Source organism: Pseudomonas sp. ANT_H4 (assembly GCF_008369295.1).
In the GTDB taxonomy this organism is placed as follows: Bacteria; Pseudomonadota; Gammaproteobacteria; order Pseudomonadales; family Pseudomonadaceae; genus Aquipseudomonas.
This window is the reverse complement of sequence record NZ_VOBG01000019.1, coordinates 35,112-56,361: the sequence shown is the minus strand read 5'-3', so window position 1 is coordinate 56,361 and position 21,250 is coordinate 35,112. Positions and strand designations below refer to the sequence as shown.

General features: G+C 60.5%; 20 protein-coding genes. 10 read left to right on the top strand and 10 right to left on the bottom strand.

Annotation, left to right across the window (positions count from 1 at the left end; translation table 11 throughout):
- Position 1: 1 nt before the first annotated feature.
- Positions 2-349 (bottom strand): hypothetical protein, encoded by a 348-nt coding sequence (locus FQ182_RS21535; protein ID WP_149413611.1) that lies wholly within the window; start codon positions 347-349, stop codon positions 2-4.
- 133 nt (positions 350-482) lie between these two features.
- On the opposite strand from FQ182_RS21535, the gene FQ182_RS21530 reads away from it, so the two are divergent.
- The 5 genes from FQ182_RS21530 to FQ182_RS21510 all read left to right on the top strand — a co-directional run bounded on the left by FQ182_RS21530 (position 483) and on the right by FQ182_RS21510 (position 4,486).
- Positions 483-1,106, top strand: a complete 624-nt coding sequence (locus FQ182_RS21530) for a DUF2796 domain-containing protein (protein ID WP_149413612.1) — start codon at positions 483-485, stop codon at positions 1,104-1,106.
- Positions 1,107-1,112: 6 nt separating this feature from the next.
- Positions 1,113-1,823 carry an ABC transporter ATP-binding protein gene (locus FQ182_RS21525; protein ID WP_149413613.1) on the top strand — a complete coding sequence of 237 codons (711 nt, stop codon included), beginning with the start codon at positions 1,113-1,115 and terminating at the stop codon, positions 1,821-1,823.
- Between the two features lies 1 nt (position 1,824).
- A complete protein-coding gene (locus FQ182_RS21520; protein ID WP_149413614.1) occupies positions 1,825-3,090 on the top strand; it encodes an ABC transporter permease in 1,266 nt (421 codons plus the stop codon).
- An 86-nt stretch (positions 3,091-3,176) separates the two neighbouring features.
- Positions 3,177-3,674 (top strand): DUF3299 domain-containing protein, encoded by a 498-nt coding sequence (locus FQ182_RS21515; protein ID WP_149413638.1) that lies wholly within the window; start codon positions 3,177-3,179, stop codon positions 3,672-3,674.
- 113 nt (positions 3,675-3,787) lie between these two features.
- Entirely contained in the window at positions 3,788-4,486 is a 699-nt protein-coding gene (locus FQ182_RS21510; RefSeq protein WP_149413615.1) for an OmpW family protein, read from the top strand.
- 54 nt (positions 4,487-4,540) lie between these two features.
- Here the strand turns inward: FQ182_RS21510 and FQ182_RS21505 are convergent, their stop codons facing one another.
- Entirely contained in the window at positions 4,541-5,425 is an 885-nt protein-coding gene (locus FQ182_RS21505) for a sugar nucleotide-binding protein (RefSeq protein ID WP_149413616.1), read from the bottom strand.
- Positions 5,426-5,587: 162 nt separating this feature from the next.
- A complete protein-coding gene (locus FQ182_RS21500) occupies positions 5,588-7,690 on the bottom strand; it encodes a mechanosensitive ion channel family protein (protein ID WP_149413617.1) in 2,103 nt (700 codons plus the stop codon).
- A 297-nt stretch (positions 7,691-7,987) separates the two neighbouring features.
- On the opposite strand from FQ182_RS21500, the gene FQ182_RS21495 reads away from it, so the two are divergent.
- Genes FQ182_RS21495 through FQ182_RS21485 form a run of 3 tightly spaced genes read left to right on the top strand, consistent with a single transcriptional unit; the run spans position 7,988 to position 11,017 of the window.
- A complete protein-coding gene (locus FQ182_RS21495; protein ID WP_149413618.1) occupies positions 7,988-8,767 on the top strand; it encodes an endonuclease/exonuclease/phosphatase family protein in 780 nt (259 codons plus the stop codon).
- A complete protein-coding gene (clsB, locus tag FQ182_RS21490) occupies positions 8,764-10,071 on the top strand; it encodes a cardiolipin synthase ClsB (RefSeq protein ID WP_149413619.1) in 1,308 nt (435 codons plus the stop codon). Before FQ182_RS21495 ends, clsB begins: the two co-directional genes overlap by 4 nt.
- Positions 10,049-11,017 (top strand): lysylphosphatidylglycerol synthase domain-containing protein, encoded by a 969-nt coding sequence (locus FQ182_RS21485; RefSeq protein WP_149413620.1) that lies wholly within the window; start codon positions 10,049-10,051, stop codon positions 11,015-11,017. The genes clsB and FQ182_RS21485 overlap by 23 nt, the downstream gene beginning before the upstream one ends.
- 2 nt (positions 11,018-11,019) lie before the next feature.
- On the opposite strand, the gene FQ182_RS21480 is transcribed toward FQ182_RS21485, so the two are convergent.
- The 3 genes from FQ182_RS21480 to FQ182_RS21470 all read right to left on the bottom strand — a co-directional run bounded on the left by FQ182_RS21480 (position 11,020) and on the right by FQ182_RS21470 (position 14,140).
- Positions 11,020-11,775, bottom strand: a complete 756-nt coding sequence (locus FQ182_RS21480; RefSeq protein WP_149413621.1) for a S9 family peptidase — start codon at positions 11,773-11,775, stop codon at positions 11,020-11,022.
- Entirely contained in the window at positions 11,765-12,874 is a 1,110-nt protein-coding gene (locus FQ182_RS21475; protein ID WP_149413622.1) for a DUF3182 family protein, read from the bottom strand. The genes FQ182_RS21480 and FQ182_RS21475 overlap by 11 nt, the downstream gene beginning before the upstream one ends.
- A gap of 273 nt (positions 12,875-13,147) precedes the next feature.
- Positions 13,148-14,140 carry a GlxA family transcriptional regulator gene (locus FQ182_RS21470; RefSeq protein WP_149413623.1) on the bottom strand — a complete coding sequence of 331 codons (993 nt, stop codon included), beginning with the start codon at positions 14,138-14,140 and terminating at the stop codon, positions 13,148-13,150.
- 96 nt (positions 14,141-14,236) lie between these two features.
- On the opposite strand from FQ182_RS21470, the gene FQ182_RS21465 reads away from it, so the two are divergent.
- Complete coding sequence (locus FQ182_RS21465; RefSeq protein ID WP_149413624.1) at positions 14,237-14,797, top strand: cysteine hydrolase family protein; 561 nt, start codon at positions 14,237-14,239, stop codon at positions 14,795-14,797.
- A 23-nt stretch (positions 14,798-14,820) separates the two neighbouring features.
- On the opposite strand, the gene tam is transcribed toward FQ182_RS21465, so the two are convergent.
- The 3 genes from tam to FQ182_RS21450 form a co-directional block, all read right to left on the bottom strand.
- Positions 14,821-15,585, bottom strand: a complete 765-nt coding sequence (gene tam, locus FQ182_RS21460; RefSeq protein ID WP_149413625.1) for a trans-aconitate 2-methyltransferase — start codon at positions 15,583-15,585, stop codon at positions 14,821-14,823.
- Between the two features lie 147 nt (positions 15,586-15,732).
- A complete protein-coding gene (locus FQ182_RS21455; protein ID WP_133103468.1) occupies positions 15,733-16,257 on the bottom strand; it encodes a single-stranded DNA-binding protein in 525 nt (174 codons plus the stop codon).
- Between the two features lie 9 nt (positions 16,258-16,266).
- Positions 16,267-17,661, bottom strand: a complete 1,395-nt coding sequence (locus FQ182_RS21450) for an MFS transporter (protein WP_149413626.1) — start codon at positions 17,659-17,661, stop codon at positions 16,267-16,269.
- Between the two features lie 175 nt (positions 17,662-17,836).
- Here FQ182_RS21450 and uvrA point away from each other — a divergent pair, with 175 nt between their 5' ends.
- On the top strand, positions 17,837-20,671 hold the full coding sequence (gene uvrA / locus FQ182_RS21445; protein ID WP_149413627.1) for an excinuclease ABC subunit UvrA: 2,835 nt from the start codon (positions 17,837-17,839) through the stop codon (positions 20,669-20,671).
- Between the two features lie 65 nt (positions 20,672-20,736).
- Here uvrA and bfr read toward each other — a convergent pair whose 3' ends face one another.
- Positions 20,737-21,201 carry a bacterioferritin gene (bfr, locus tag FQ182_RS21440; RefSeq protein ID WP_149413628.1) on the bottom strand — a complete coding sequence of 155 codons (465 nt, stop codon included), beginning with the start codon at positions 21,199-21,201 and terminating at the stop codon, positions 20,737-20,739.
- Positions 21,202-21,250 lie beyond the last annotated feature (49 nt).

Genomic DNA, 21,250 nt, shown 5'->3' with positions numbered 1-21,250 from the left:
GTTATTCGACCCAACTGTACAGCGGCGTATCGCCGCCGCTGCTCACCTTGACCTTGGCGCAATGGCGCAGGCGCACCAACAGGCGCTTGCCCGCCGAGGCGCTGCCGGCCAATCCTTCAAGCTGATCCGCCAACTCAAGGCCACTCATCTGCCCGGCCTTGCGCAGCAGGTCCTGGGCGCTCTGCCACAGCGTGTCGTCCTGATTGACGGCCGCCGCCGGAGCAACAGGTTCGGCACTCGACGGTTTGACCGTCTGCAATTGCGCGCCCAGTTGCGCCCAATCGCCGTCATCCATCTCCAGTGTCAGGTCAACCGGCAGGTCGCCGATGGTTCCACGAATTCGCAACATTGCTCTCACTCCCGCACTTTTCCGACCAGCATGCTCCCATGCGTCTTGCGCAACGCCAAGCGGGCGGTCAAACTCCCGGCGCCATTGTTATAAGATCACATAACAAAATATTCATCTTGCCCCGGAGTTCGCCATGCGCCGCCTGTTGCTCGCTTTGCCGTTTACCCTGTTGCCACTGACCATCGCCCAGGCCGCTGACGAGCACGCCCATACCCAAGAGCATGACCATGAACACGGCAGCCTTGGCGCCCACGAGCATGGCGTCGGCCGCCTCAACGCGGTGCTCGACGGTCAATCCCTGGAGCTGGAGCTGGAAAGCCCGGCGATGAATCTGGTGGGTTTCGAACACCTGGCCACCACCGATGCCGACAAGGCCAAGGTCGCCGCCGCCCGCAAACAGTTGGAACAGTCGCTGGTACTGTTCAGCCTGCCAAAGGGCGCCGGTTGTGTGGTCAGCACCCAGGAACTGAACAGCCCACTGTTCGGCGACAAGCCCGAAGCCGATCATGATGACGACGATGACAGCCACGCCACCGACGGCAAAGGCGCTGCCGCCCACGAGCATCATCATGACCACAGCGAAATCCACGCCCACTACCAGTTCACCTGCGCCACGCCGACCGCACTGAAGAACCTCGACCTGACGCAGATCTTCAAGACCTTCCCCTCCACCCAGAAAATTCAGGTACAACTCATTGGCCCGGGCGGCCAGCAAGGTGTTGAAGCGACAGCCGCAGCAGCCACCTTGAGATTCTGAGTTCACATGACCCAAGCACTTATCGAACTGACTGACCTGGGCTTTAACTGGCCCGGTCACCCACCGTTGCTGGACATCCCGGCGTTTCGCCTGGAACCCGGCGAAACCCTGTTCCTCAAGGGCCCCAGCGGCAGCGGCAAGACCACGTTGCTGGGCCTGTTGGGCGGCGTGCAAAAGCCCAGTCGCGGCAGCATTCGCCTGCTGGGCCAGGAACTGACCGAGCTGTCGGCCGGTGCCCGTGACCGCTTTCGCGTCAATCACACCGGCTACATTTTCCAGCAGTTCAACCTGCTGCCGTTTCTTTCGGTGCGCGAGAACGTTGAACTGCCTTGCCACTTCTCCAAACTGCGTGCCCAACGGGCAGTGCAGCGCCACGGCAGTGTCGACCAGGCCGCCACTACCCTGCTCGCCCACTTGGGTTTAAAGGACAAGGACTTGCTGGAGCGCCGCGCCGACTCCCTGTCCATCGGCCAGCAACAACGGGTGGCCGCCGCCCGCGCGCTGATCGGCCAGCCGGAACTGGTGATCGCCGACGAACCCACATCAGCACTGGACTACGACGCCCGGGAAGCTTTCATCCGGCTGTTGTTCGCCGAATGCCGCGAAGCAGGCGCCAGCCTGTTGTTCGTCAGCCATGACCAGAGCCTGGCGCCGCTATTCGACCGCAACCTGTCGCTGGCCGAACTCAATCGCGCCGCCACGCCCGCAGAGGTTTGAGATGTATTTGTTTCGTCTAGCCATGGCCAGCCTGGCTAACCGCCGCTTTACCGCGATCCTCACCGCCTTTGCCATCGCCCTTTCCGTGTGCCTGTTGTTAGCGGTGGAACGGGTGCGCATCGAAGCCCGCGCCAGCTTTGCCAGCACCATCAGCGGTACCGACCTGATCGTCGGCGCCCGTTCCGGCTCGGTCAACCTGCTGCTGTATTCGGTGTTTCGCATCGGTAATGCCACCAACAACATCCGCTGGGACAGCTTCGAGCACTTCGCCGCCAGCCCCCAGGTGAAATGGGCGATCCCGATCTCCCTCGGTGACTCTCATCGCGGCTACCGGGTGATGGGCACCAACGAAACCTATTTCGAACACTATCAATACGGCCGCAAACAGAACCTGGAACTGGCCAGCGGTCGCGCCTTCGCCACCGACCCTTTCGAAGTGGTGCTCGGCGCCGAGGTGGCCGCTGCGCTGCATTACAAACTCGGCGACAAGCTAGTGCTGGCCCACGGCGTGGCGGTGGTCAGCCTGGTCAAGCACGATGACAAGCCGTTTACCGTCGTCGGAATTCTCAAGCGCACCGGCACCCCGGTGGACCGCACGCTGCACATCAGCCTCGGCGGCATGGAGGCGATCCATGTCGATTGGCACAACGGCGTGCCCGCCCAAGGAAAAGGCCGGATCAGCGCCGATCAGGCGCGCAACATGGACCTCTCGCCCCAGGCCATCACCGCGTTCATGCTGGGCCTGAACAACAAGATCTCCACATTTGCCCTGCAACGGCAGATCAACGAATTCCGTGGTGAACCGATGCTGGCGATTCTGCCGGGTGTGGCCTTGCAAGAACTCTGGAGCATGATGGGCACCGCCGAAAAGGCGCTGTTCGTGATTTCGCTGTTCGTGGTGCTGACCGGCTTGATCGGCATGCTCACGGCGATCCTCACCAGCCTCAACGAGCGCCGCCGGGAAATGGCGATCCTGCGTTCGGTGGGCGCGCGGCCCTGGCACATTGCGACGCTGCTGATTTTCGAAGCATTCGCCCTGGCATTGTCCGGAGTGGTCGCAGGCACGGCGCTGCTGTATGTGTGCATCGCCGCCTCACGCGGGTATCTGCAGGCCAACTACGGTTTGGATCTGCCGCTGTCCTGGCCAAGCCAATATGAGTGGACCCTGTTGGGCGGTATTCTCATCGCGGCGCTGCTGATGGGCAGCGTGCCGGCGTGGCGCGCCTATCGACAATCACTGGCCGATGGCCTGGCGGTACGCTTATGAGCTGCAAGCTGCGAGCTTCAAGCTTCAAATTACAAACCAATCGGCGTTCACTTGCAGCTTGTGGCTTGCAACTTGCCGCTGCCCTTATGTTATTGCTGGTGGCCCTGCCCTCCTGGGCCGCCGAGCCCAAGGATCTGTCGTGGCAGGAAATGATTCCACCGGACGCGCCGCCGGAAATTCCCAACATGAAACCGCTGCACGACCTGTCGAACATGGCCGATGCGCTATCGGCGCAGGCAGCACCGGCGGCCAGGCAGGACTTGCCCGATGCGCCGGTGGTGCAGAAGCTCGACGGCCAGCACATCCGCCTACCGGGCTATATCGTGCCGCTGGAAGTCAACGAGGAAGGTCGGACCATTGAGTTTCTGCTGGTGCCGTACTTCGGTGCCTGCATCCATGTGCCGCCACCGCCGTCAAACCAGATCGTCCACGTTAAAAGCGAGATAGGCGTGAAACTGGAAGAGTTGTACCAGCCGTACTGGATCGAGGGCCAGATGCAGGTCAAGCCGTCCACCAGTGAGCTGGCGGATGCGGGCTATCAGATGGATGCCGAGAAGATTTATGTGTATGAGTTGCCGCAATAGCTGTTTTGTAGGCGCTCTGTGAGAGCCGTTTCATTGAGCTGAGTCAAAGGCTCGAGCGGTGCGATCTTTACCATTGGACACAGCCAACTAAAAAATGTCCTTTGGAGCCTCTCATGCACAAGTCCCTGCTCAGCGCTTCCCTCTTCGCGCTTGCACTCGCCGCACCACTCGCCCACGCACACGAAGCGGGTGACATCCTCATTCGCGCCGGTGCCATCACTGTCAACCCAAAGGCCGACAGCGGCAGTGTAAAGGTTGATCAGGGCCCGTTGGCCGGTGCCAACCTGGGCGGCAAGGCGACCATGAGCAGTGACACCCAACTGGGTTTGAACTTCGCTTACATGATCACCAACCACATCGGTATCGAGCTGCTGGCGGCCACGCCGTTCGAACATGACGTGAAGATCAAGAACACCGCCCTGGGCGCCGCCAACGGCAAGCTCGGCAGCCTGAAACACCTGCCACCGACCCTGAGCGTTGTGTACTACCCGCTGGACAGCAAGTCGGCGTTCCAACCGTATGTCGGTGCCGGTATCAACTACACCTGGATCTACGACGAACACGTCGGCGGGCGCGCCAGCGATGCCGGCTTCAGCAACTTCAAGGCCGAAAACTCCTGGGGCTGGGCCGCGCAGATCGGCGCCGACTACATGATCAACGACAAGTGGATGATCAACGGCCAGGTGCGCTACATCGACATCAGCACCAAAGCCACCGTCGACAACAACGCTCTGGCTGCCGGCACTCGCGCCAAGGTCAACGTGGATGTCGACCCAATGGTTTACATGGTCGGCATTGGCTACAAGTTCTAAGCCCAAGCGGCCACACATAAAAAAGGCGCCTGTTTCAGGCGCCTTTTTTTATGCTCAGCTATGTCGGTAAAACCGATCCAGCAACGCCGGCAACCCGGCACGCCAGGCGCGGGGTTTGATACCGAAGGTATGAAGGATTTTCTTGCAGGCCAATACCGCATGCTGCGGCTCATCAGCGGCATCCGGCCGTGCCGCGTGGGCCTGGGCGGTGGGGGCTTCGACGGCCAGCGTATGGAAATTACGCGCTTCGGTAAGGATCGCCTGCCCCAGTGCCAGCGGCGTGGTCGCCTCGTGCCCGGCGTAGTGGTAAGTGCCCCACAACGGCGCGGAGCAATCGAGTTGCTTGAGCACGGAAATAATCACCCGCGCCGCATCGTCCACCGGCGTCGGATTGCCGCGCCGGTCGTCGGCCATCAGCAACTCTTCAGGTTTTTCGGCTCGGCCCAGAAAGCGCCCGAGGGTGCCATCCATGCTGTCATCCAACAGCCAGCCAAAACGCAGCAGCACATGTTGCGGGCAGGTGGCGCGCACGCTCTGTTCAATTCGCCACAAGGCCTGGCCCCGCAGACCCAACGGCACGGGTTCGTCTTTTTCGCTGTAGGCGGTGGCACGGGAGCCGTCGAACACCCGATAGCTGGAAGGCTGCAACAGGGTGATGTTGTGGTGCTGACACAATTCGGCCAGCCGCTCGATGGCAAATTCCTGCCCGGCCAAGCGAGCCTCGCTAACCGTGTCCGCCTGAAACCAGTCGAAATAGTAGGCAAGGTTGATCAAGGCATCGGGACGGGTGTCGTCGAGCAATTGGGTGAGGCTCGCGGCATCCCAGCCGTCTTGGGGCGGACGCGGGGCGAGGAAACCGACGTCTTCCTCCGCACCGAGGCGAATCAGCGCCTGCCCGAGGGCATTCCCGCCGCCCAGTAACATAAGGCGCATTCGCATAGATTAAGCAGGCCCGGTCTGTTTGGAACGATGGCTATTATCGACAGGCTTGGTAGCCATGTCGCTGGCATTTGCCAGAATCGTTGCATTTTGCGGGTTTGTAGCGCAACCGTCACTTATAAAGTGCGCTGCCCTGCAATGGGCCTGGCATAACCTGCATAGTCATTGGGTTCGCGGCTGCTCCGTCAGCACCGGCGGCGTCCCGTCATCTTCCGGTTCATCCACCTGGGCAACTCGCTGAGGCACCATCACCTGCTGTGGGTAAGTTTGTGCGAAGTGCACCCACGCGCAGTTATCCACAAGCTTTTTCAGCCGCTGGTTAAACGCCCGGCTGACCGCGTATTGCCCACCCGACACAGTGCGGAACTGCGCCGTCAGCACCACGCCGTTGAGGTCCATTTTCTCGACGCCAAACACCTCCAGCGGCCCTTGCAGGTTGTATTTGAGGAATACGTCGTCGCGAATCGACTGCCCGGCCTCGCGGATCAGCTCCACGGCCTGGTCGACATCGGTGTCGTAGGTGAACTGCACCGAGAAGAACGCATAGGCAAATTGCCGCGACTGGTTGGTGACCGCCTTGATCTGGCCGAACGGCACCGAGTGCACAAAACCCTTGCCGTCCCGCAGGCGCAGGGTGCGGATGGTCAGGCCTTCGACGGTGCCGGCGTGACCGGAGTCAAGCACCACCCAATCGCCGATGGACAGGGTGTCTTCGATGATGATGAACAGCCCGGTGATCACGTCCTGCACCAGTTGCTGGGAACCAAAACCGATGGCCAGACCAACCACCCCGGCACCGGCCAGCAGCGGCGCGACGTTTATGCCCAGGTTGGCCATGGTGGTAATCGCACAGATCACCACCAGGATGATCTTCACCGCATTGCGCAGCAGCGGCAGGATGGTTTTCACCCGCGTGCTGGGCTGGCGGCTGGAGCGCTTGTTGACCGGCGGTTTCAATGCTTCCTGGATCGCCGTGTCGAGCACCACCCAAAACAGCCAGGTCATCAGCAGGATCAAGCCGATGCTGCTCAACGAATCGCTGATAGCCCGGCCTACGGCGTTGCGCTGAGCGAACTCGAACAGCGACACGCCCCAGATCCGTCCGAGGACTTCGATAAAAGCGATGGCCATGGCAATGCGCAATACCGCATGCAACAAGCTAAGGAAACGCTCCTTGTAGGCGCTGCTGCGCTGGATGGCCACGGTGCTGCGAGATTTGAACAGGTGTTGCAGCACGGTACTGAGAAACACCGTGCCAATCAGCAGAATCGTGGTGAACAAGGCGCAACGCAGGGCTTTCTGGCTGTCTTCGCCGGCACCGATCAGATTAATCGCCGAGACCAGCACCATCAGTAGGATTGGCCAGAACCACAGCCCGGAAAAAATTCGCAACGATTGCTGCAAGGCTGGATGCTTCAGGCGCTGCGTCAGGGGGCGGTTACGGATCAAATGCGCCACCGGGCGGCGCAGGCGAATCACCAGCAGGCCGAAAATTACCGAGGCAAACAGCCCGGCAAATACCGCGAGGCTGCTGGTGATGTTGCCGCCCAGTTGGCGGGCGATCTGCGGGCTGGTCAGGGCATCGCTGAGGGCGGCGAGGAAGCCAATCAGAAACAGCGGCTTGGGGCAGTAGTCGCGAATAATCTGTACCGCCGGGCGCTTGTGGCCGACGTTGAACATCACGATTACGCCCAACAGCACCGACGTGGAGAAAATACCGCTGCTGGTGGCGTAGGCAAAACACAGCGCCAGCGCGCGGCCTACGGAGGTCGGCAGGAAATGGCTGGCGTAAAGAGTCAGCGGCAGGCAGATCAACGCCGGGATCGTGTAGGGAATCAGGTAACCGAGCAGAGCCTGGAGCCGCTGCCGAGGTTGGATAAGGCGGTGATGGCTAAGGCGACTGACAATCAACCGGCCCAGCAGGGTCAACAGCACAAAGGCGCCGACCCACACGCCGGACAACATCAGGAAATCCCCGGCCACGCTCCACGGTGATCGCTCGGAAGGCTGGTTGAGCAGACGCCCCACCTCATCTGCCGCGCGGTCAGTGCGCAGGCGCCATGCGTCTACGAGGTTTTGGTTGAGGTCGAGCGTCTCCTGCACCTCGTCAATACTGGAGCTGATGGCGCCGAGCAGGCCGCCTTCGACCAGCAACTCCGGCTTGGCCGGTGCCTCGGACTCAGGCGCTGGATCGGCGGCTTGCAGTGCGCCACTGCCGCAAAACAGCAACGCGCCAAGCAGAAGTGCAGTCTTAAAATTCAACAAAACACCGGACTCCTTCACAAAGGTCTGTAAGGAACTGACGGGTTTTGGGCCTGATCGTTCCCACTCCGAGTTCGTCGTGGGAACGATCTTTGCTCGCCAGGCAAATATCAAATGCCAATACCTCTATTTTTCCGCATAAGCCAAACCTCGACACGGGTGGTGGGCGGGCACTGAATCATCATCGACAGCACACATTGGATGTGTGCCGTCTGTAGGCCCGTCGAAACTTTCTCTGGAAAATCACAGTCACCCTAGAACGGAGGTCATCAAAAACATCACGCACGCACGGGAGCAACCATGGCCGCGATTCCAGAAGGGGTACCCGTCACGCCCGCCGCCGCCATCACTCGCTTCACAGTGCTGACGGTCAACACCCACAAGGGTTTCACCGCCCTCAATCGGCGCTTCATCCTGCCTGAGTTGCGCGAGGCGGTGCGCAGCGTTGCCGCCGACGTGGTGTTCCTCCAGGAAGTCCACGGCACCCACGAGCGCCATCCCAAGCGCTACAGCAACTGGCCAACCATGCCTCAGTACGAATTCCTCGCCGACAGCATCTGGCCGCAATTCGCCTACGGTCGCAACGCGGTGTACCCCTATGGCGATCACGGCAATGCCTTGCTGTCAAAATTTCAGATCATCCGCTACGACAACCTCGACATTTCCCAGAGCGGCCACGAAAGCCGCGGGTTGTTGCATTGCGTGTTGCGACTGCCCGGCAACGCCCAGGACGTACACGCAATCTGCGTCCACCTCGGCTTGCGCGAGGTTCATCGCCAACAGCAGTTGAGGCTATTGGCGCACCGTATCGCCGAGATTCCCGCCGACGCACCGCTGATCGTCGCTGGAGATTTCAATGACTGGCGCCAGCAAGCCGATCTCAGCCAAAGCGGGCTGCGGGAAGTGTTCGTCGAAGCCCACGGCAAACTGGCCCGCACTTTCCCGGCGCGCCTGCCGTTGCTACGGCTAGACCGCATCTATGTGCGCAATATGAAGGCTCACCAACCTCAGGTGCTGAGCACCCGGCCCTGGTCCCATCTGTCAGATCACGCCCCGCTGTCGGTGGAGATCGAGCTATGAGCAGCGCCCCGGTGGAAAAAGTCGCGGTGCAACACATCGCTACCGACCAACCGCCGGACGATTCGGCGGCCAGGGATCTGGACTATGGCTGGCAGCGTGGCAACCAGGTTGAGCTGCTGGAAAACGGCGAGGCCTATTTCCCCAAGGTCTTCGACGCGTTGCGCCAGGCCCAGCGGGAGATTCTGCTGGAGACCTTTATCCTCTTCGAAGACAAGGTCGGCCATGAGCTACAAGGCATCCTGATCGAGGCGGCGCAGCGCGGGGTCAAGGTGGTGGTCAGCCTTGATGGTTTTGGTTGCGGCGAGCTGAGTGCGGCGTTTCTCAGCGAGCTGGCCGAGGCTGGCGTAACCGTGCAAATATTCGACCCAGCGTCCAAGACTCTGGGTTTTCGCACTAATTGGTTTCGTCGCCTGCACCGCAAGATCGTGGTGGTGGACGCTACCGTGGCGTTTATCGGCGGGATCAATTTTTCGGCCGATCACCTGGGGGATTTCGGCCCCGAGGCCAAGCAGGATTACTCGGTGCAAGTGATCGGCCCGGCGGTGGCCGACCTGCATCACTTCGCCTTGGCGCAAAGCGGTCGCCAAGTGCGCACCCGACGAGGCTGGCGCCGGCGCGAACAACAGCCTTCGTCGTGGGAATCGGGAGTCGCAGACGGCATGGTGCGGCTGATCTACCGCGACAATCTGCAACACCGTTCGGACATTGAAGAGGCCTACCTGCACGCTCTGCGCAAGGCCCAGCGGCGGGTGGTGATCGCCAACGCCTACTTCTTTCCCGGCTACCGCCTGCTGCGGGAAATCCGCAACGCCGCCCGGCGCGGGGTGCAGGTGCAACTGATCATGCAGGGCCAGCCGGATGTGCTGATGGCCAAGCTGGCAGCACGCATGCTCTATGACTACTTGCTCAAGGATGGCGTGGTGATCCACGAGTATTGCGACCGCCCGCTGCACGGCAAGGTGGCGCTGGTGGACGAGCAATGGAGCACCGTGGGTTCAAGCAATCTTGATCCGCTGAGCCTGTCGCTGAATCTGGAAGCCAATGTGCTGATTCGTGATCGAGTGTTCAATCAACAGCTGTTCGAGCGCCTGCAAGTGCTGAGCAAAAATCACTGCACGACCATGCCGGAAAACCGTACGCCGCGCGGCTGGCTATGGCGGGTGACGGTGGGTTTTGTGGTGTTTCACGTGCTGCGCCATTTCCCGGTGTGGATCGGCTCGCTGCCGGCTCACAAGCCACGCTTGAAACCTTTCGTCCATGAACACACCGGGAGCCAGGACCATGACTCAAGCCCACGCGGCTGATACCGGCCGACACGGTTTCAAGCGTTGGAAGAAGCCACTGACGGTGGTGTTTTTCCTGCTGCTGATCGTGCTGTTTACCCTGCTCGCCCGGCGCATCGACTGGAGCGAAGTGTTCGACACATTAGGCGATTTCAAGCTGCGCACCTTATTGATTGCGGCCGGGCTGACCCTGTGCAGTTTCCTGGTGTATGCCTGCTTCGACCTGATCGGCCGCACCTACATCCGCCAGCCGTTGCGCTGGAAACAGATCCTGCCGGTGGGAATCATCAGCTACGCGTTCAACCTCAACCTCAGCGCCTGGGTCGGCGGTATCGCCATGCGTTATCGGCTGTATTCGCGGCTTGGGGTGAGCAACGGCAATATCGCGAAAATCCTCGGCTTGAGCTTGGCGACCAATTGGTTCGGCTACATGGCACTGGCCGGCGTGGTGTTCAGCAGCGGGCTGGTGACGTTGCCGCCGGGGTGGAAACTCAGCAGCGGTGCGCTGCAAGGGGTGGGCGTGCTGCTGTTGCTGATGAGTGCGGGTTACCTGGCGGCGTGCCGGTTTTCCCAGCGGCGGGCGTGGTCGGTGCGGGGGATTGAAATCAACCTGCCGTCGCTGCGCATGGCGCTGTTGCAACTGGCACTCGGCACGTTGAACTGGTCGCTGATGGCGGCGGTTATTTTTACCTTGTTGCCCAAGCAACTGGAGTATCCGGTGGTACTCGGCGTGTTATTGATCAGCAGCATTGCCGGGGTAGTGACGCACATCCCAGCCGGGCTTGGGGTGCTCGAAGCGGTGTTTATCGCGTTGTTGCAGCATGAAGCGTCGCGAGGCAGCTTGCTGGCTGGGTTGATAGCCTACCGGGCGATCTATTTTATTTTGCCGCTGCTGGTGGCCCTGGTGATGTACCTCGGTGTGGAGGCAAAGGCCAAGGCATTGCGGGTGAAGAAGACGCCCCCATGAAGTCATCGGGACTGAATGATGCTGAGCCGCTCACCCACCACCATCTCGGTAATCCAGTCCACCAGGATTGAGGTGTAGGCCTGCTGCGATACCGGATCGCTCAACGAATGGTCGGCACCGTCGATAATCCGGTGGGTCAGCGAGTGAGTCTGCTGGCAGGCCGCCCGGTAGCTCATGATGGTGGCGTGGGGCACATGGTCATCGGTTTCCGACTCGACAATCAGCACATCACCGGTAAACGCCGCGCAGGCATGCAGGGCGCGGTTGGTCTGGGCGTGCACCAGGGCGCTGCGGTAATCCAACAAGTCGGCCTTGTCCAGGTCGCGCTTGGGCATCAGCCATTCCTCGTCGCGGTACAGCGCCGGCACCCGCAGCGCCAGCCAGCGCACCGGGCGCAGCGAGGTGAGAATCGCGGCCAGGTAGCCACCATAGCTGGTGCCCACCACCGCCACTGCCGAGGTGTCGATGGCCGGGTGCGCCAACAACCGGTCGTAGGCTGCCAGTAGGTCGCGCAGGTTGTCTTCACGGGTGACCCGCGATAATGGAATGCCGTTACCGGCGTGCCCGCGCAGATCAAAGGTCAGGCACACGCAACCGAGGCCGGCGATGCCTTTGGCCCGCTCCAGGTCTCGCTCCTGGCTGCCGCCCCAACCGTGGACAAACAACACCCCCGGTACTTTCGATTTGGGACTGAGGAATGTCCCGCTCATCTGTTCGTCGTCGATATCGATCCCAATGGTTTCGCTTCTAGCCGTCATATGATTTGACCGTTACGTACTTGAGAAGAAAGTCGCTGTTTTCCGCCGGCCCGCGATAGACCTCGATGGCATCGGCGGGTAGCACTTGATCCGTGTAGGTTTCCACGGATGACACACGAATCACCCGCAGGTAGGGGTGTTTGATAAAGCTTTGCAGCGCCGCAACTTCCGCGCTGCTGGCCCCGCCCATACGCCAGGATTGTTCCAGCACACCGCTGCGTTGTTTACCTTCGCTGTCCAGCCCCTGGGCGATGTCGTAATTACGCCGCGAGGCATAAAAACCGGGATAGGCCTCGTCTGCGGCATTATCGAAGGTTTGCGCCTGCTCGATGGCTAGGCGCATGTCATCGGGCAGGTCGAGTGCGAGCAAGTCTTCGTAATAGCCCTGGACCACCAGCAGGTTGGAGCCGCCGTAGACCGCTTCGCCCTGCCCGTCCTCGGTCAAGTATTGATCGCCGCAGTAACTGAAGACGTGATCGCCGATAAAACTCTGGCCGACACTGTGGGTGATCACATCGCGCAAGTCCTGCTCCAGTACTACGCCTTCGGTAAACAGCTTCGCTGCATTGGGCCGGGCCAGAATCGCGTCGAATTGGTCGATGTTCTCGATCACTTCCTGGCCGCGACCGGCGCAGGCGTGCACCGGTTTGAGACGAACCGGGCCGCTGCACAGCAAGTGGGCGGCGGCTGGTCGCGCGTCAGCCAGGGCAAATACGCTCAGGCCCTCCAATACCGCGGTGCGAACGCGCTCCGAGAACAACTGCGACCAGCCTTCAGGGGTAAATGCGTCCTTGCTGCGCAGGCCGTGGCTGATGGCCTTGGTGCAAATGAAGTCGTGGTCGACATAACCACCCCACAAGTCTTCGGGGCCTTTGATGCCCAATTTCAGCGCCTGGGCAGGCCCCACCAGAGTTTGCGTCGGTACGAGGTACAGGTTGCGCTCGCTGTGACGCGCGGGGTCATAGCTGCCGCCGAACTCCCATCCCAGTATCTGCGCCAGCCAGCGGGCCAGGGCCTTATTGGTCTCGACCTCGTGCTGGGGCGCCGAGGGACGCGTTGAGTGGGCGACCACCAGTTTTGCCGGGCTGTTTCGGGTCATGGCTCTCCCCTTCGGTGAGTCCTGCAATGGACTCGAAGGTGCAGGGATCGCGCCAACCGGGCAAGCCGCCCATTCGCGGCAGACGAATGGGTTTGGCGGCGTTTATTTTGCACGATCGCAGATTTTGCGCCGCGCATTTTGCACGAGTACTGTTACTGAGGATGGTCGAAAAAGCGCTTCGAACCTGCCCGGTTTATCCGATTCAGCAGCAAGGTCTGCACCAAGACCGGCAACCTCTCCATCTGCCGTGGCGTGATCGACAACAACGCTTAATCAAACCCTGACGCTGGTGGGGTTCACACCAAAGCGGTTGCGGTAATCGCTGGGCGCCAATCCGGTGATTTTCTTGAAGAGGGCACGAAAGGTGCTGGGGTCTTGATAGCCCACGGTCCAGGCGATGTGGTCGAGGGTACCGTTGGTGAATTCCAGCATCTGCCGCGCCTTGCCGACCCGCAGGTGCTGGCAGTATTCGGTGGGTTTCAAACCAGTGGCGCTGCGAAATCGCCGCAGGAACGTACGCTCCTCCAGGCCAGCCTCTTGCGCCATCGCCGCTAAAGAAACATCCACCGCACCACTGGCCTGCAACCAATGCTGCACCTTGAGAATCGCCCCATCACCATGGCTGAGGATCGGCGCAAAGTTGCTGCCGCACTGGCTGGCGCTGTCGCTGTGCTCGATCACCAGGAAACGCGCAGTGCTGGCGGCAATACTCGGGCCGAGCAGGCGGTCCACCAGGCGCAAGCCCAATTCGGACCAGGCCATCAACCCGGCGGTGGTAATCATGTCGCCGTCGTCGACGATGGGTTTGTCGGCTTCCAGGCGAATCGCCGGGTAACGGGCGGCAAAGGACTTGGCCGAAGACCAATGGGTGGTCGCGCTACGACCGTCCAGTAAACCGCTTTTAGCCAACAGAATCGAGCCGATGCACACACCACCCAGGATCGTCCCGCCAGCATGTTGCTGGCGGAGCCAATCAAGCAGTTGCGGCGGCCCCTGCTCTTCGGAAAACTCGCCAATCGAGGGAGGGATCAACACCGCCATCAAGTGCTGGCCTGGGCCCGGCAAGCTGTCGAACACCCGGTTTGGCACCTCGCTGGCATCGGCCCGCCAATGGCTGACGCGCAGTAATGGCAACTGCTCGGACTGATGCTCGGCGGCGATACGGTTGGCCACGCCAAACAGGTCAGTCAAGCCATGTACGGCAGCCATTTGCGCACCGCTATAGATCAGGACGCCCACCTCGACGACCGTGCGTTCCAAAGCCATTGTCAGTTTTCCCCCTGCTATTGTCGGTGCGGCCAATCCCCGGACGGCTCGCCAGCCACGATACTGGACGCCACAGTTATTCACGAGGAAACAACCATGACCCAGCAAGCGCTCATCCTAGTCGATATCCAGAACGACTACTTCCCCCAAGGCAAGTGGCCACTGAGCGGCGTTGAAGCGGCGGCAGACAAGGCGGCGCAGGTGCTTGAGGCGTTTCGCCAGGCCGGTAAGCCGGTAATCCATATTCGTCACGAGTTCACCAACGAAGATGCGCCCTTCTTCACACCGGGTTCCGAAGGCGCGCATCTGCATCCCAAGGTGCTGAATCAGGCCGGCGAACCTGTCGTGCTCAAGCACTTCGTCAATTCCTTTCGCGAAACCAACCTGAGGACACTGCTGGAGCAGCGCAGCATCACCGAGTTGGTGGTGGTCGGCAGCATGAGCCATATGTGCATCGATGGCGTGGTGCGTGCAGCAGCGGATTTTGGCTACAGCGTGACAGTGATCCACGACGCCTGCGCCACCCGCGATCTGGAGTTCAACGGTATGACCGTGCCAGCGGCTCAGGTGCATGCTGCCTTCATGTCATCATTGGGGTTTGCGTATGCCAGCGTGGTGTCGACAGATGAATTCTTGCAAGCTCAAGCGCCAGCGTGACCGCCACTTGATCGCTTGAATACTTACCGAGTGGCGATGATGAACAGCCGCGGAAAGGGCAGCAATACGGTGCCATCGGCCAAGGCCGGATACGCTTGAGTGATCCGCGCCAGGTAAGCATCGAGGAAAGCGCTTTTCTCAGTCTCGTCCAACGGCGCCAGGAACGGACGCAGCGCCGACGCTTTGAACCACTCCACCACGGCGCCATGACCGCCGGCCAACGGGTGGTGATAGGTGGTGCGCCACACATCGACGGTGCTGCAATGCTTGCTAAGCAGCTCGTAATAGAAGCTCGCCGTATGGCGCTCGTTGTGCTTGACCGTGCCGATCTTGCCTGCCCATGGACCATCCGCGGCTACTTCACGGGCAAGGCGATGGGCCGGCTCATCGAGGTTGTCCGGGGTCTGCACCGCCAGGGTGCCTACGGGTGTCAGTTGGTTCACCAGATGTGGGTAAAGCGCGGCGTGGTCCGCCAGCCATTGCAGCGAGGCATTGGCGAGGATCACATCGTATTGCTGGTTCGGGCTCCATGCGCCAATGTCCGCCAGCTCGAAGTTCAGCGCGGGCAACCGCTCACGGGCGTTGACCAGCATGTCATCAGAGCTGTCCATGCCGGTGACCACTGCGGCGGGAAAACGCTCGGCCAGCACTTCAGTGGAGTTGCCCGGGCCGCATCCCAGATCGACAGCCGTGCGCACGTCAGCATCCGCAATGGCTGCGACCAGGTCACGGACGGGACGTGTGCGCTGTTGTTCGAACATCGAATACTGCTTGGCTGACCAGGTCATGGGCTTTCCTTCATCTTTGATGGGGGCGCAGATAGCCTAAATTTTGTGAGCCATGAGGACAAATGCTGGCGCCCAATAAAAAACCCCCGAAGCCGATGGCTGCGGGGGTTTTGGGTGTTGCTCGATAATCCTGGTCTCAAGAGACCGCTAGAACGGAATATCGTCATCAAAGCTGTCGAAGTCAGCTGCTGGTTGCGGGGCGGCCTGCTGTGGCGCTGGACGCGACTCACGCTGAGGCTGCTGAGGCTGCTGGCTTGGCTGCGGACGGGACTGCTGTGGACGTGGCGCCGAGTTGGACATGCCGCCCTGGCCCTGTTGGTCGCCCTGTGGACGGCCGCCCAGCAGTTGCATGGTGCCTTGCATGTCGACCACGATTTCAGTGGTGTAACGCTTAATACCGTCTTTTTCCCACTCGCGGGTCTGCAGTTTGCCTTCGATGTAGACCTGCGAACCTTTGCGCAGGTATTCACCGGCGATCTCTGCGACCTTGCCGAACATCGACACACGGTGCCATTCGGTTTTCTCGACCTTCTGGCCAGTTTGCTTGTCGGTCCACTGTTCGCTGGTCGCCAGACTCAGGTTGGTCACGGCGTTACCGTTAGGCAAGTAGCGAACTTCGGGATCCTGGCCGCATGTACCGACCAATATGACTTTGTTAACCCCACGGGCCATAACGTTCTCCTAAGCTGGGCGCGCTGTCGGCACTGGATTGACCAGTTGCTCAAGCGTCGCGCGATCCAATAATTCGGTGTCCAATTTGATGTAAATGGCGGCTTCTTCAGCCACCACGACTGCATCCGTTACTCCGACGACGGCCTTCAGGCGCTCTACCAGACCGGCGTCACGAATCGCTTCGGGCGATAACGGCAGGCGCAGGCTTGTGACGTATGGAGGTTCGCGCATGGTAACAGCAAAGACCAGCCAAAGTGCAGCCAGCCCGGCGCATCCAAGGAACACAACCGACAAACCGCCATGCTGGTACATCCAGCCGCCCATGATCCCGCCGAGGGCCGAACCGAGGAACTGACTGGTGGAATACACCCCCATTGCCGTGCCCTTGCCGCCGGCCGGTGAAACTTTACTGATCAGCGAAGGCAATGAAGCCTCCAGCAGGTTGAACGCGGTAAAGAACACCACCGTGCCAATCACCAACGCCCGCAGGCTGTCGCCGAACTGCCAGAAGAATAGCTCAGTGAGCATCAATGTCGCGACGGAGCCCAGTAGAACTCGTTTCATTTTGCGTTTCTTCTCGCCATAGATGATGAACGGGATCATGGCGAAGAATGAAATCAGCAGCGCGGTGAGGTAAACCCACCAGTGCTGCTCCTTGGGCAGCCCGGCTTTTTCTACCAGGGCCAGGGGCAAGGCTACGAAGCTGCACATCAGCATTGCGTGTAATACGAAGATACCTAAATCCAGGCGCAGCAGGTCCGGGTGCTTGAGTGTGGGCAACAACGCCTCGCGGGCGACGCCTGACTCGCGGTGCTGCAACGGGCCGGCTGAACGCGGAACCATGAAGGCAACGATCAGGATGCCCACCAGGGCCATGCCGCCCGTGGCCAGGAACAACCCCGACAAGCCGAAGGCACGGGTCAGCAACGGGCCGACCACCATGGCCACGGCGAATGACAGCCCGATGGTCATGCCGATCATGGCCATGGCTTTGGTACGGTGCTGTTCGCGGGTCAGGTCAGAGAGTAGCGCCATGACGGCAGCAGAAATCGCCCCGGCACCTTGCAGGACGCGTCCGGCGATCACGCCCCAGATCGAATCGGCATTGGCCGCCAGCACGCTACCGAGGGCGAAAACGATCAGTCCGAGGTAAATCACCGGCCGGCGGCCGATGCGGTCGGAAATGAACCCAAACGGAATCTGAAAAATCGCCTGGGTCAGGCCATAGGCCCCAATTGCCAGGCCGATGAGGGCCGGGGTCGCGCCTGCGAGGTCCATTCCATAGGTCGCCAGGACCGGCAACACCATAAACATGCCAAGCATACGGAAGGCGAACACCAGGGCCAGACCGCTTGCCGCGCGGGTCTCGCTGCCACTCATGCGTTCGCTGTGGGGATCGTGCATGGAAAAACCTCGTGTGAACCGGCGGCGATTCTATCAGTCCCATCGTTTGAGAGGGTATATGCGGCGCTTTGCCGCGCAGCTTTCATGTAAGGCTGCGCCGGGTGATTTGATAGTGTGTATTCATCCAGTATTTAACCGTATACTCCTGCGTTTACGCCCGCCGTGCGAGGCCACTTTGGACAAGATCGTGATTCGTGGGGCTCGAACCCACAACTTGAAGAACATCGACCTGACCCTGCCCCGGGACAAACTGATCGTTATTACCGGCCTGTCCGGGTCCGGCAAGTCGTCCCTGGCGTTCGACACGCTGTATGCCGAAGGCCAGCGTCGCTATGTGGAATCGCTGTCGGCCTATGCCCGGCAGTTTTTGTCGATGATGGAAAAACCAGACGTCGACACCATCGAAGGCCTGTCGCCGGCGATCTCCATCGAACAGAAGTCGACTTCCCATAACCCGCGCTCCACCGTGGGCACCATTACCGAAATCTACGATTACCTGCGCCTGCTATATGCCCGCGTCGGTATTCCGCGCTGCCCGGATCACGACATCCCGCTGGAAGCCCAGACCGTCAGCCAAATGGTCGACCTGGTACTGGCCCGGCCGGAAGGCGCCAAGCTGATGCTGCTGGCACCGGTGATTCGCGAGCGCAAGGGTGAACACCTTTCAGTGTTCGAAGAGTTGCGCGCCCAGGGTTTCGTCCGGGCGCGGGTCAACGGCAAGCTCTGTGAGTTGGACGAGCTGCCCAAGCTGGATAAACAGAAGAAGCACTCCATTGATGTGGTCGTCGACCGCTTCAAGGTGCGTGCCGATCTGCAACAGCGCCTGGCTGAGTCGTTCGAGACCGCGCTGAAACTGGCGGACGGTATCGCCCTAGTGGCGCCGATGGACGACGAGCCCGGCGAAGAGATCATCTTCTCCGCGCGCTTTGCCTGCCCGATCTGCGGCCATGCCATCAGCGAGCTGGAACCCAAGCTGTTTTCCTTCAACAACCCGGCCGGCGCTTGCCCGACCTGTGATGGCCTGGGGATTAAGCAATTCTTCGACATCAAGCGTCTGGTCAACGGTGACCTGACGTTGGCGGAGGGTGCGATACGCGGCTGGGACAGGCGTAACGTCTATTACTTCCAGATGCTCGGCTCATTGGCCTCGCACTATAAGTTCAGCCTGGAAGTGCCGTTCAACGAACTGCCGGCCGAGCAGCAGAAAGTCATCCTGCATGGCAGCGGTTCGCAGAACGTCGACTTCAAGTACCTGAACGACCGGGGCGACATCGTCAAACGCTCCCATCCGTTCGAAGGGATCGTGCCGAACCTGGAACGGCGCTACCGCGAGACCGAGTCGGCCAGTGTGCGCGAGGAACTGGCCAAGTTCCTCAGCACCCAATCGTGCCCGGATTGCCGGGGCACCCGGCTGCGCCGCGAGGCGCGGCATGTGTGGGTTGGCGAGAAGACGTTGCCGGCAGTGACCAACTTGCCGATTGGCGATGCCTGCGAATACTTTGGCACGCTAAAACTGACCGGTCGCCGCGGGGAAATTGCCGACAAGATCCTCAAGGAAATTCGTGAGCGCCTGCAATTCCTGGTCAACGTTGGCCTGGATTATCTGTCACTGGACCGCAGCGCCGACACCCTTTCCGGTGGTGAAGCGCAGCGGATTCGCTTGGCGAGTCAGATTGGCGCCGGCCTGGTAGGAGTGCTGTACATCCTCGATGAGCCGTCCATCGGCTTGCATCAGCGCGACAACGACCGTTTGCTCGGTACGCTAAAGCACCTGCGGGACATCGGTAATACCGTGATCGTGGTCGAGCATGACGAGGATGCCATTCGCCTGGCCGACTATGTCGTCGACATCGGTCCCGGCGCGGGCGTGCATGGTGGGCATATTGTTGCCGAGGGCACGCCAGCGCAAGTCATGGCGCATCCTGACTCGTTGACCGGCAAGTACCTGTCAGGTCGGGTGAAGATTGCCGTGCCAGCCGAACGCACCCCACGCAACAAGAAGATGGCGCTGCACCTCAAGGGGGCACGTGGCAACAATCTGCGCAATGTCGACCTGGAGATTCCGCTGGGCCTGCTGACGTGCGTGACCGGCGTGTCCGGCTCTGGCAAGTCGACACTGATCAACAACACGCTGTACCCCTTGAGCGCTACCGCACTGAACGGCGCGACCACCCTGGAGGCCGCGGCTCACGACAGCATCAAGGGCCTGGAGCATCTGGACAAGGTGGTCGATATTGACCAGAGCCCGATTGGGCGTACACCGCGCTCCAACCCGGCGACCTACACAGGGCTGTTCACGCCGATTCGCGAGCTGTTCGCTGGCGTACCGGAGTCCCGCTCCCGTGGTTACGGCCCAGGGCGTTTCTCCTTCAACGTCAAGGGTGGACGCTGTGAGGCTTGCCAGGGCGATGGCCTGATCAAGGTAGAGATGCATTTTTTGCCGGACATCTACGTGCCGTGCGATGTATGCAAGAGCAAGCGCTACAACCGTGAAACCCTGGAGATCAAGTACAAGGGCAAGAACATCCACGAAACGCTGGAAATGACGATTGAAGAAGCGCGAGTGTTCTTTGATGCCGTCCCGGCACTGGCGCGCAAGCTGCAGACGCTGATGGATGTCGGCCTGTCGTACATCAAGCTGGGGCAATCGGCGACTACCTTGTCCGGTGGCGAGGCACAGCGGGTGAAACTGTCTCGTGAGCTGTCCAAACGCGATACCGGCAAGACCCTGTATATCCTTGATGAGCCGACCACCGGTCTGCACTTCGCTGATATCCAGCAGTTGCTGGACGTGCTGCATCGCTTGCGCGACCACGGCAATACAGTGGTCGTGATTGAGCATAACCTGGACGTGATCAAGACTGCCGACTGGCTGGTGGATCTCGGCCCTGAGGGCGGCTCCAAAGGTGGGCAGATCATTGCCGTCGGTACACCGGAACAAGTGTCGGAGATGACGCAGTCTCACACTGGCTTCTATCTCAAGGCATTGTTGGCTCGCGACAAGGCCTGATCCAGGCTTATGAAAAAGCCCCTGTCACCGTTGAGGTGACAGGGGCTTTTTTGATGCCGGCGGAATCAGAACTGCGATTGCAGGTAGTTTTCCAGACCGATCAACTTGATCAGACCCAACTGTTTCTCAAGCCAGTAAGTGTGATCTTCTTCAGTGTCATTCAACTGCACCCGCAGGATTTCCCGGGTGACATAGTCGCTGTGCTGCTCGCAGAGCTCAATGCCCTTGCACAGTGCAGCACGGACCTTGTACTCAAGGCGCAAGTCGCTGGCGAGCATGTCAGGCACCGTGGTGCCGGCATCCAGATCGTCGGGACGCATACGTGGCGTGCCTTCGAGCATCAGGATGCGGCGCATTAGCGCGTCGGCGTGCTGTGCCTCTTCTTCCATTTCGTGGTTGATACGTTCGTAGAGCTCAGTAAAGCCCCAGTCTTCGTACATCCGCGAGTGAACGAAATATTGGTCACGAGCTGCCAGTTCGCCCGTCAGCAACGTGTTGAGGTAATCGATTACGTCGGGGTGACCTTGCATCGCCCTACATCTCCCTGCTTGAAAGACTGTAGTTTGAACCATGATGACC

Bases quoted from the DNA above. Each gene is read 5' to 3' on its own strand.
- FQ182_RS21535 (WP_149413611.1), bottom strand. From the start codon at position 349: ATGTTGCGAATTCGTGGAACCATCGGCGACCTGCCGGTTGACCTGACA.
- FQ182_RS21530 (WP_149413612.1), top strand. From the start codon at position 483: ATGCGCCGCCTGTTGCTCGCTTTGCCGTTTACCCTGTTGCCACTGACC.
- FQ182_RS21525 (WP_149413613.1), top strand. From the start codon at position 1,113: ATGACCCAAGCACTTATCGAACTGACTGACCTGGGCTTTAACTGGCCC.
- FQ182_RS21520 (WP_149413614.1), top strand. From the start codon at position 1,825: ATGTATTTGTTTCGTCTAGCCATGGCCAGCCTGGCTAACCGCCGCTTT.
- FQ182_RS21515 (WP_149413638.1), top strand. From the start codon at position 3,177: ATGTTATTGCTGGTGGCCCTGCCCTCCTGGGCCGCCGAGCCCAAGGAT.
- FQ182_RS21510 (WP_149413615.1), top strand. From the start codon at position 3,788: ATGCACAAGTCCCTGCTCAGCGCTTCCCTCTTCGCGCTTGCACTCGCC.
- FQ182_RS21505 (WP_149413616.1), bottom strand. From the start codon at position 5,425: ATGCGAATGCGCCTTATGTTACTGGGCGGCGGGAATGCCCTCGGGCAG.
- FQ182_RS21495 (WP_149413618.1), top strand. From the start codon at position 7,988: ATGGCCGCGATTCCAGAAGGGGTACCCGTCACGCCCGCCGCCGCCATC.
- clsB (WP_149413619.1), top strand. From the start codon at position 8,764: ATGAGCAGCGCCCCGGTGGAAAAAGTCGCGGTGCAACACATCGCTACC.
- FQ182_RS21485 (WP_149413620.1), top strand. From the start codon at position 10,049: ATGACTCAAGCCCACGCGGCTGATACCGGCCGACACGGTTTCAAGCGT.
- FQ182_RS21480 (WP_149413621.1), bottom strand. From the start codon at position 11,775: ATGACGGCTAGAAGCGAAACCATTGGGATCGATATCGACGACGAACAG.
- FQ182_RS21475 (WP_149413622.1), bottom strand. From the start codon at position 12,874: ATGACCCGAAACAGCCCGGCAAAACTGGTGGTCGCCCACTCAACGCGT.
- FQ182_RS21470 (WP_149413623.1), bottom strand. From the start codon at position 14,140: ATGGCTTTGGAACGCACGGTCGTCGAGGTGGGCGTCCTGATCTATAGC.
- FQ182_RS21465 (WP_149413624.1), top strand. From the start codon at position 14,237: ATGACCCAGCAAGCGCTCATCCTAGTCGATATCCAGAACGACTACTTC.
- tam (WP_149413625.1), bottom strand. From the start codon at position 15,585: ATGACCTGGTCAGCCAAGCAGTATTCGATGTTCGAACAACAGCGCACA.
- FQ182_RS21455 (WP_133103468.1), bottom strand. From the start codon at position 16,257: ATGGCCCGTGGGGTTAACAAAGTCATATTGGTCGGTACATGCGGCCAG.
- FQ182_RS21450 (WP_149413626.1), bottom strand. From the start codon at position 17,661: ATGCACGATCCCCACAGCGAACGCATGAGTGGCAGCGAGACCCGCGCG.
- bfr (WP_149413628.1), bottom strand. From the start codon at position 21,201: ATGCAAGGTCACCCCGACGTAATCGATTACCTCAACACGTTGCTGACG.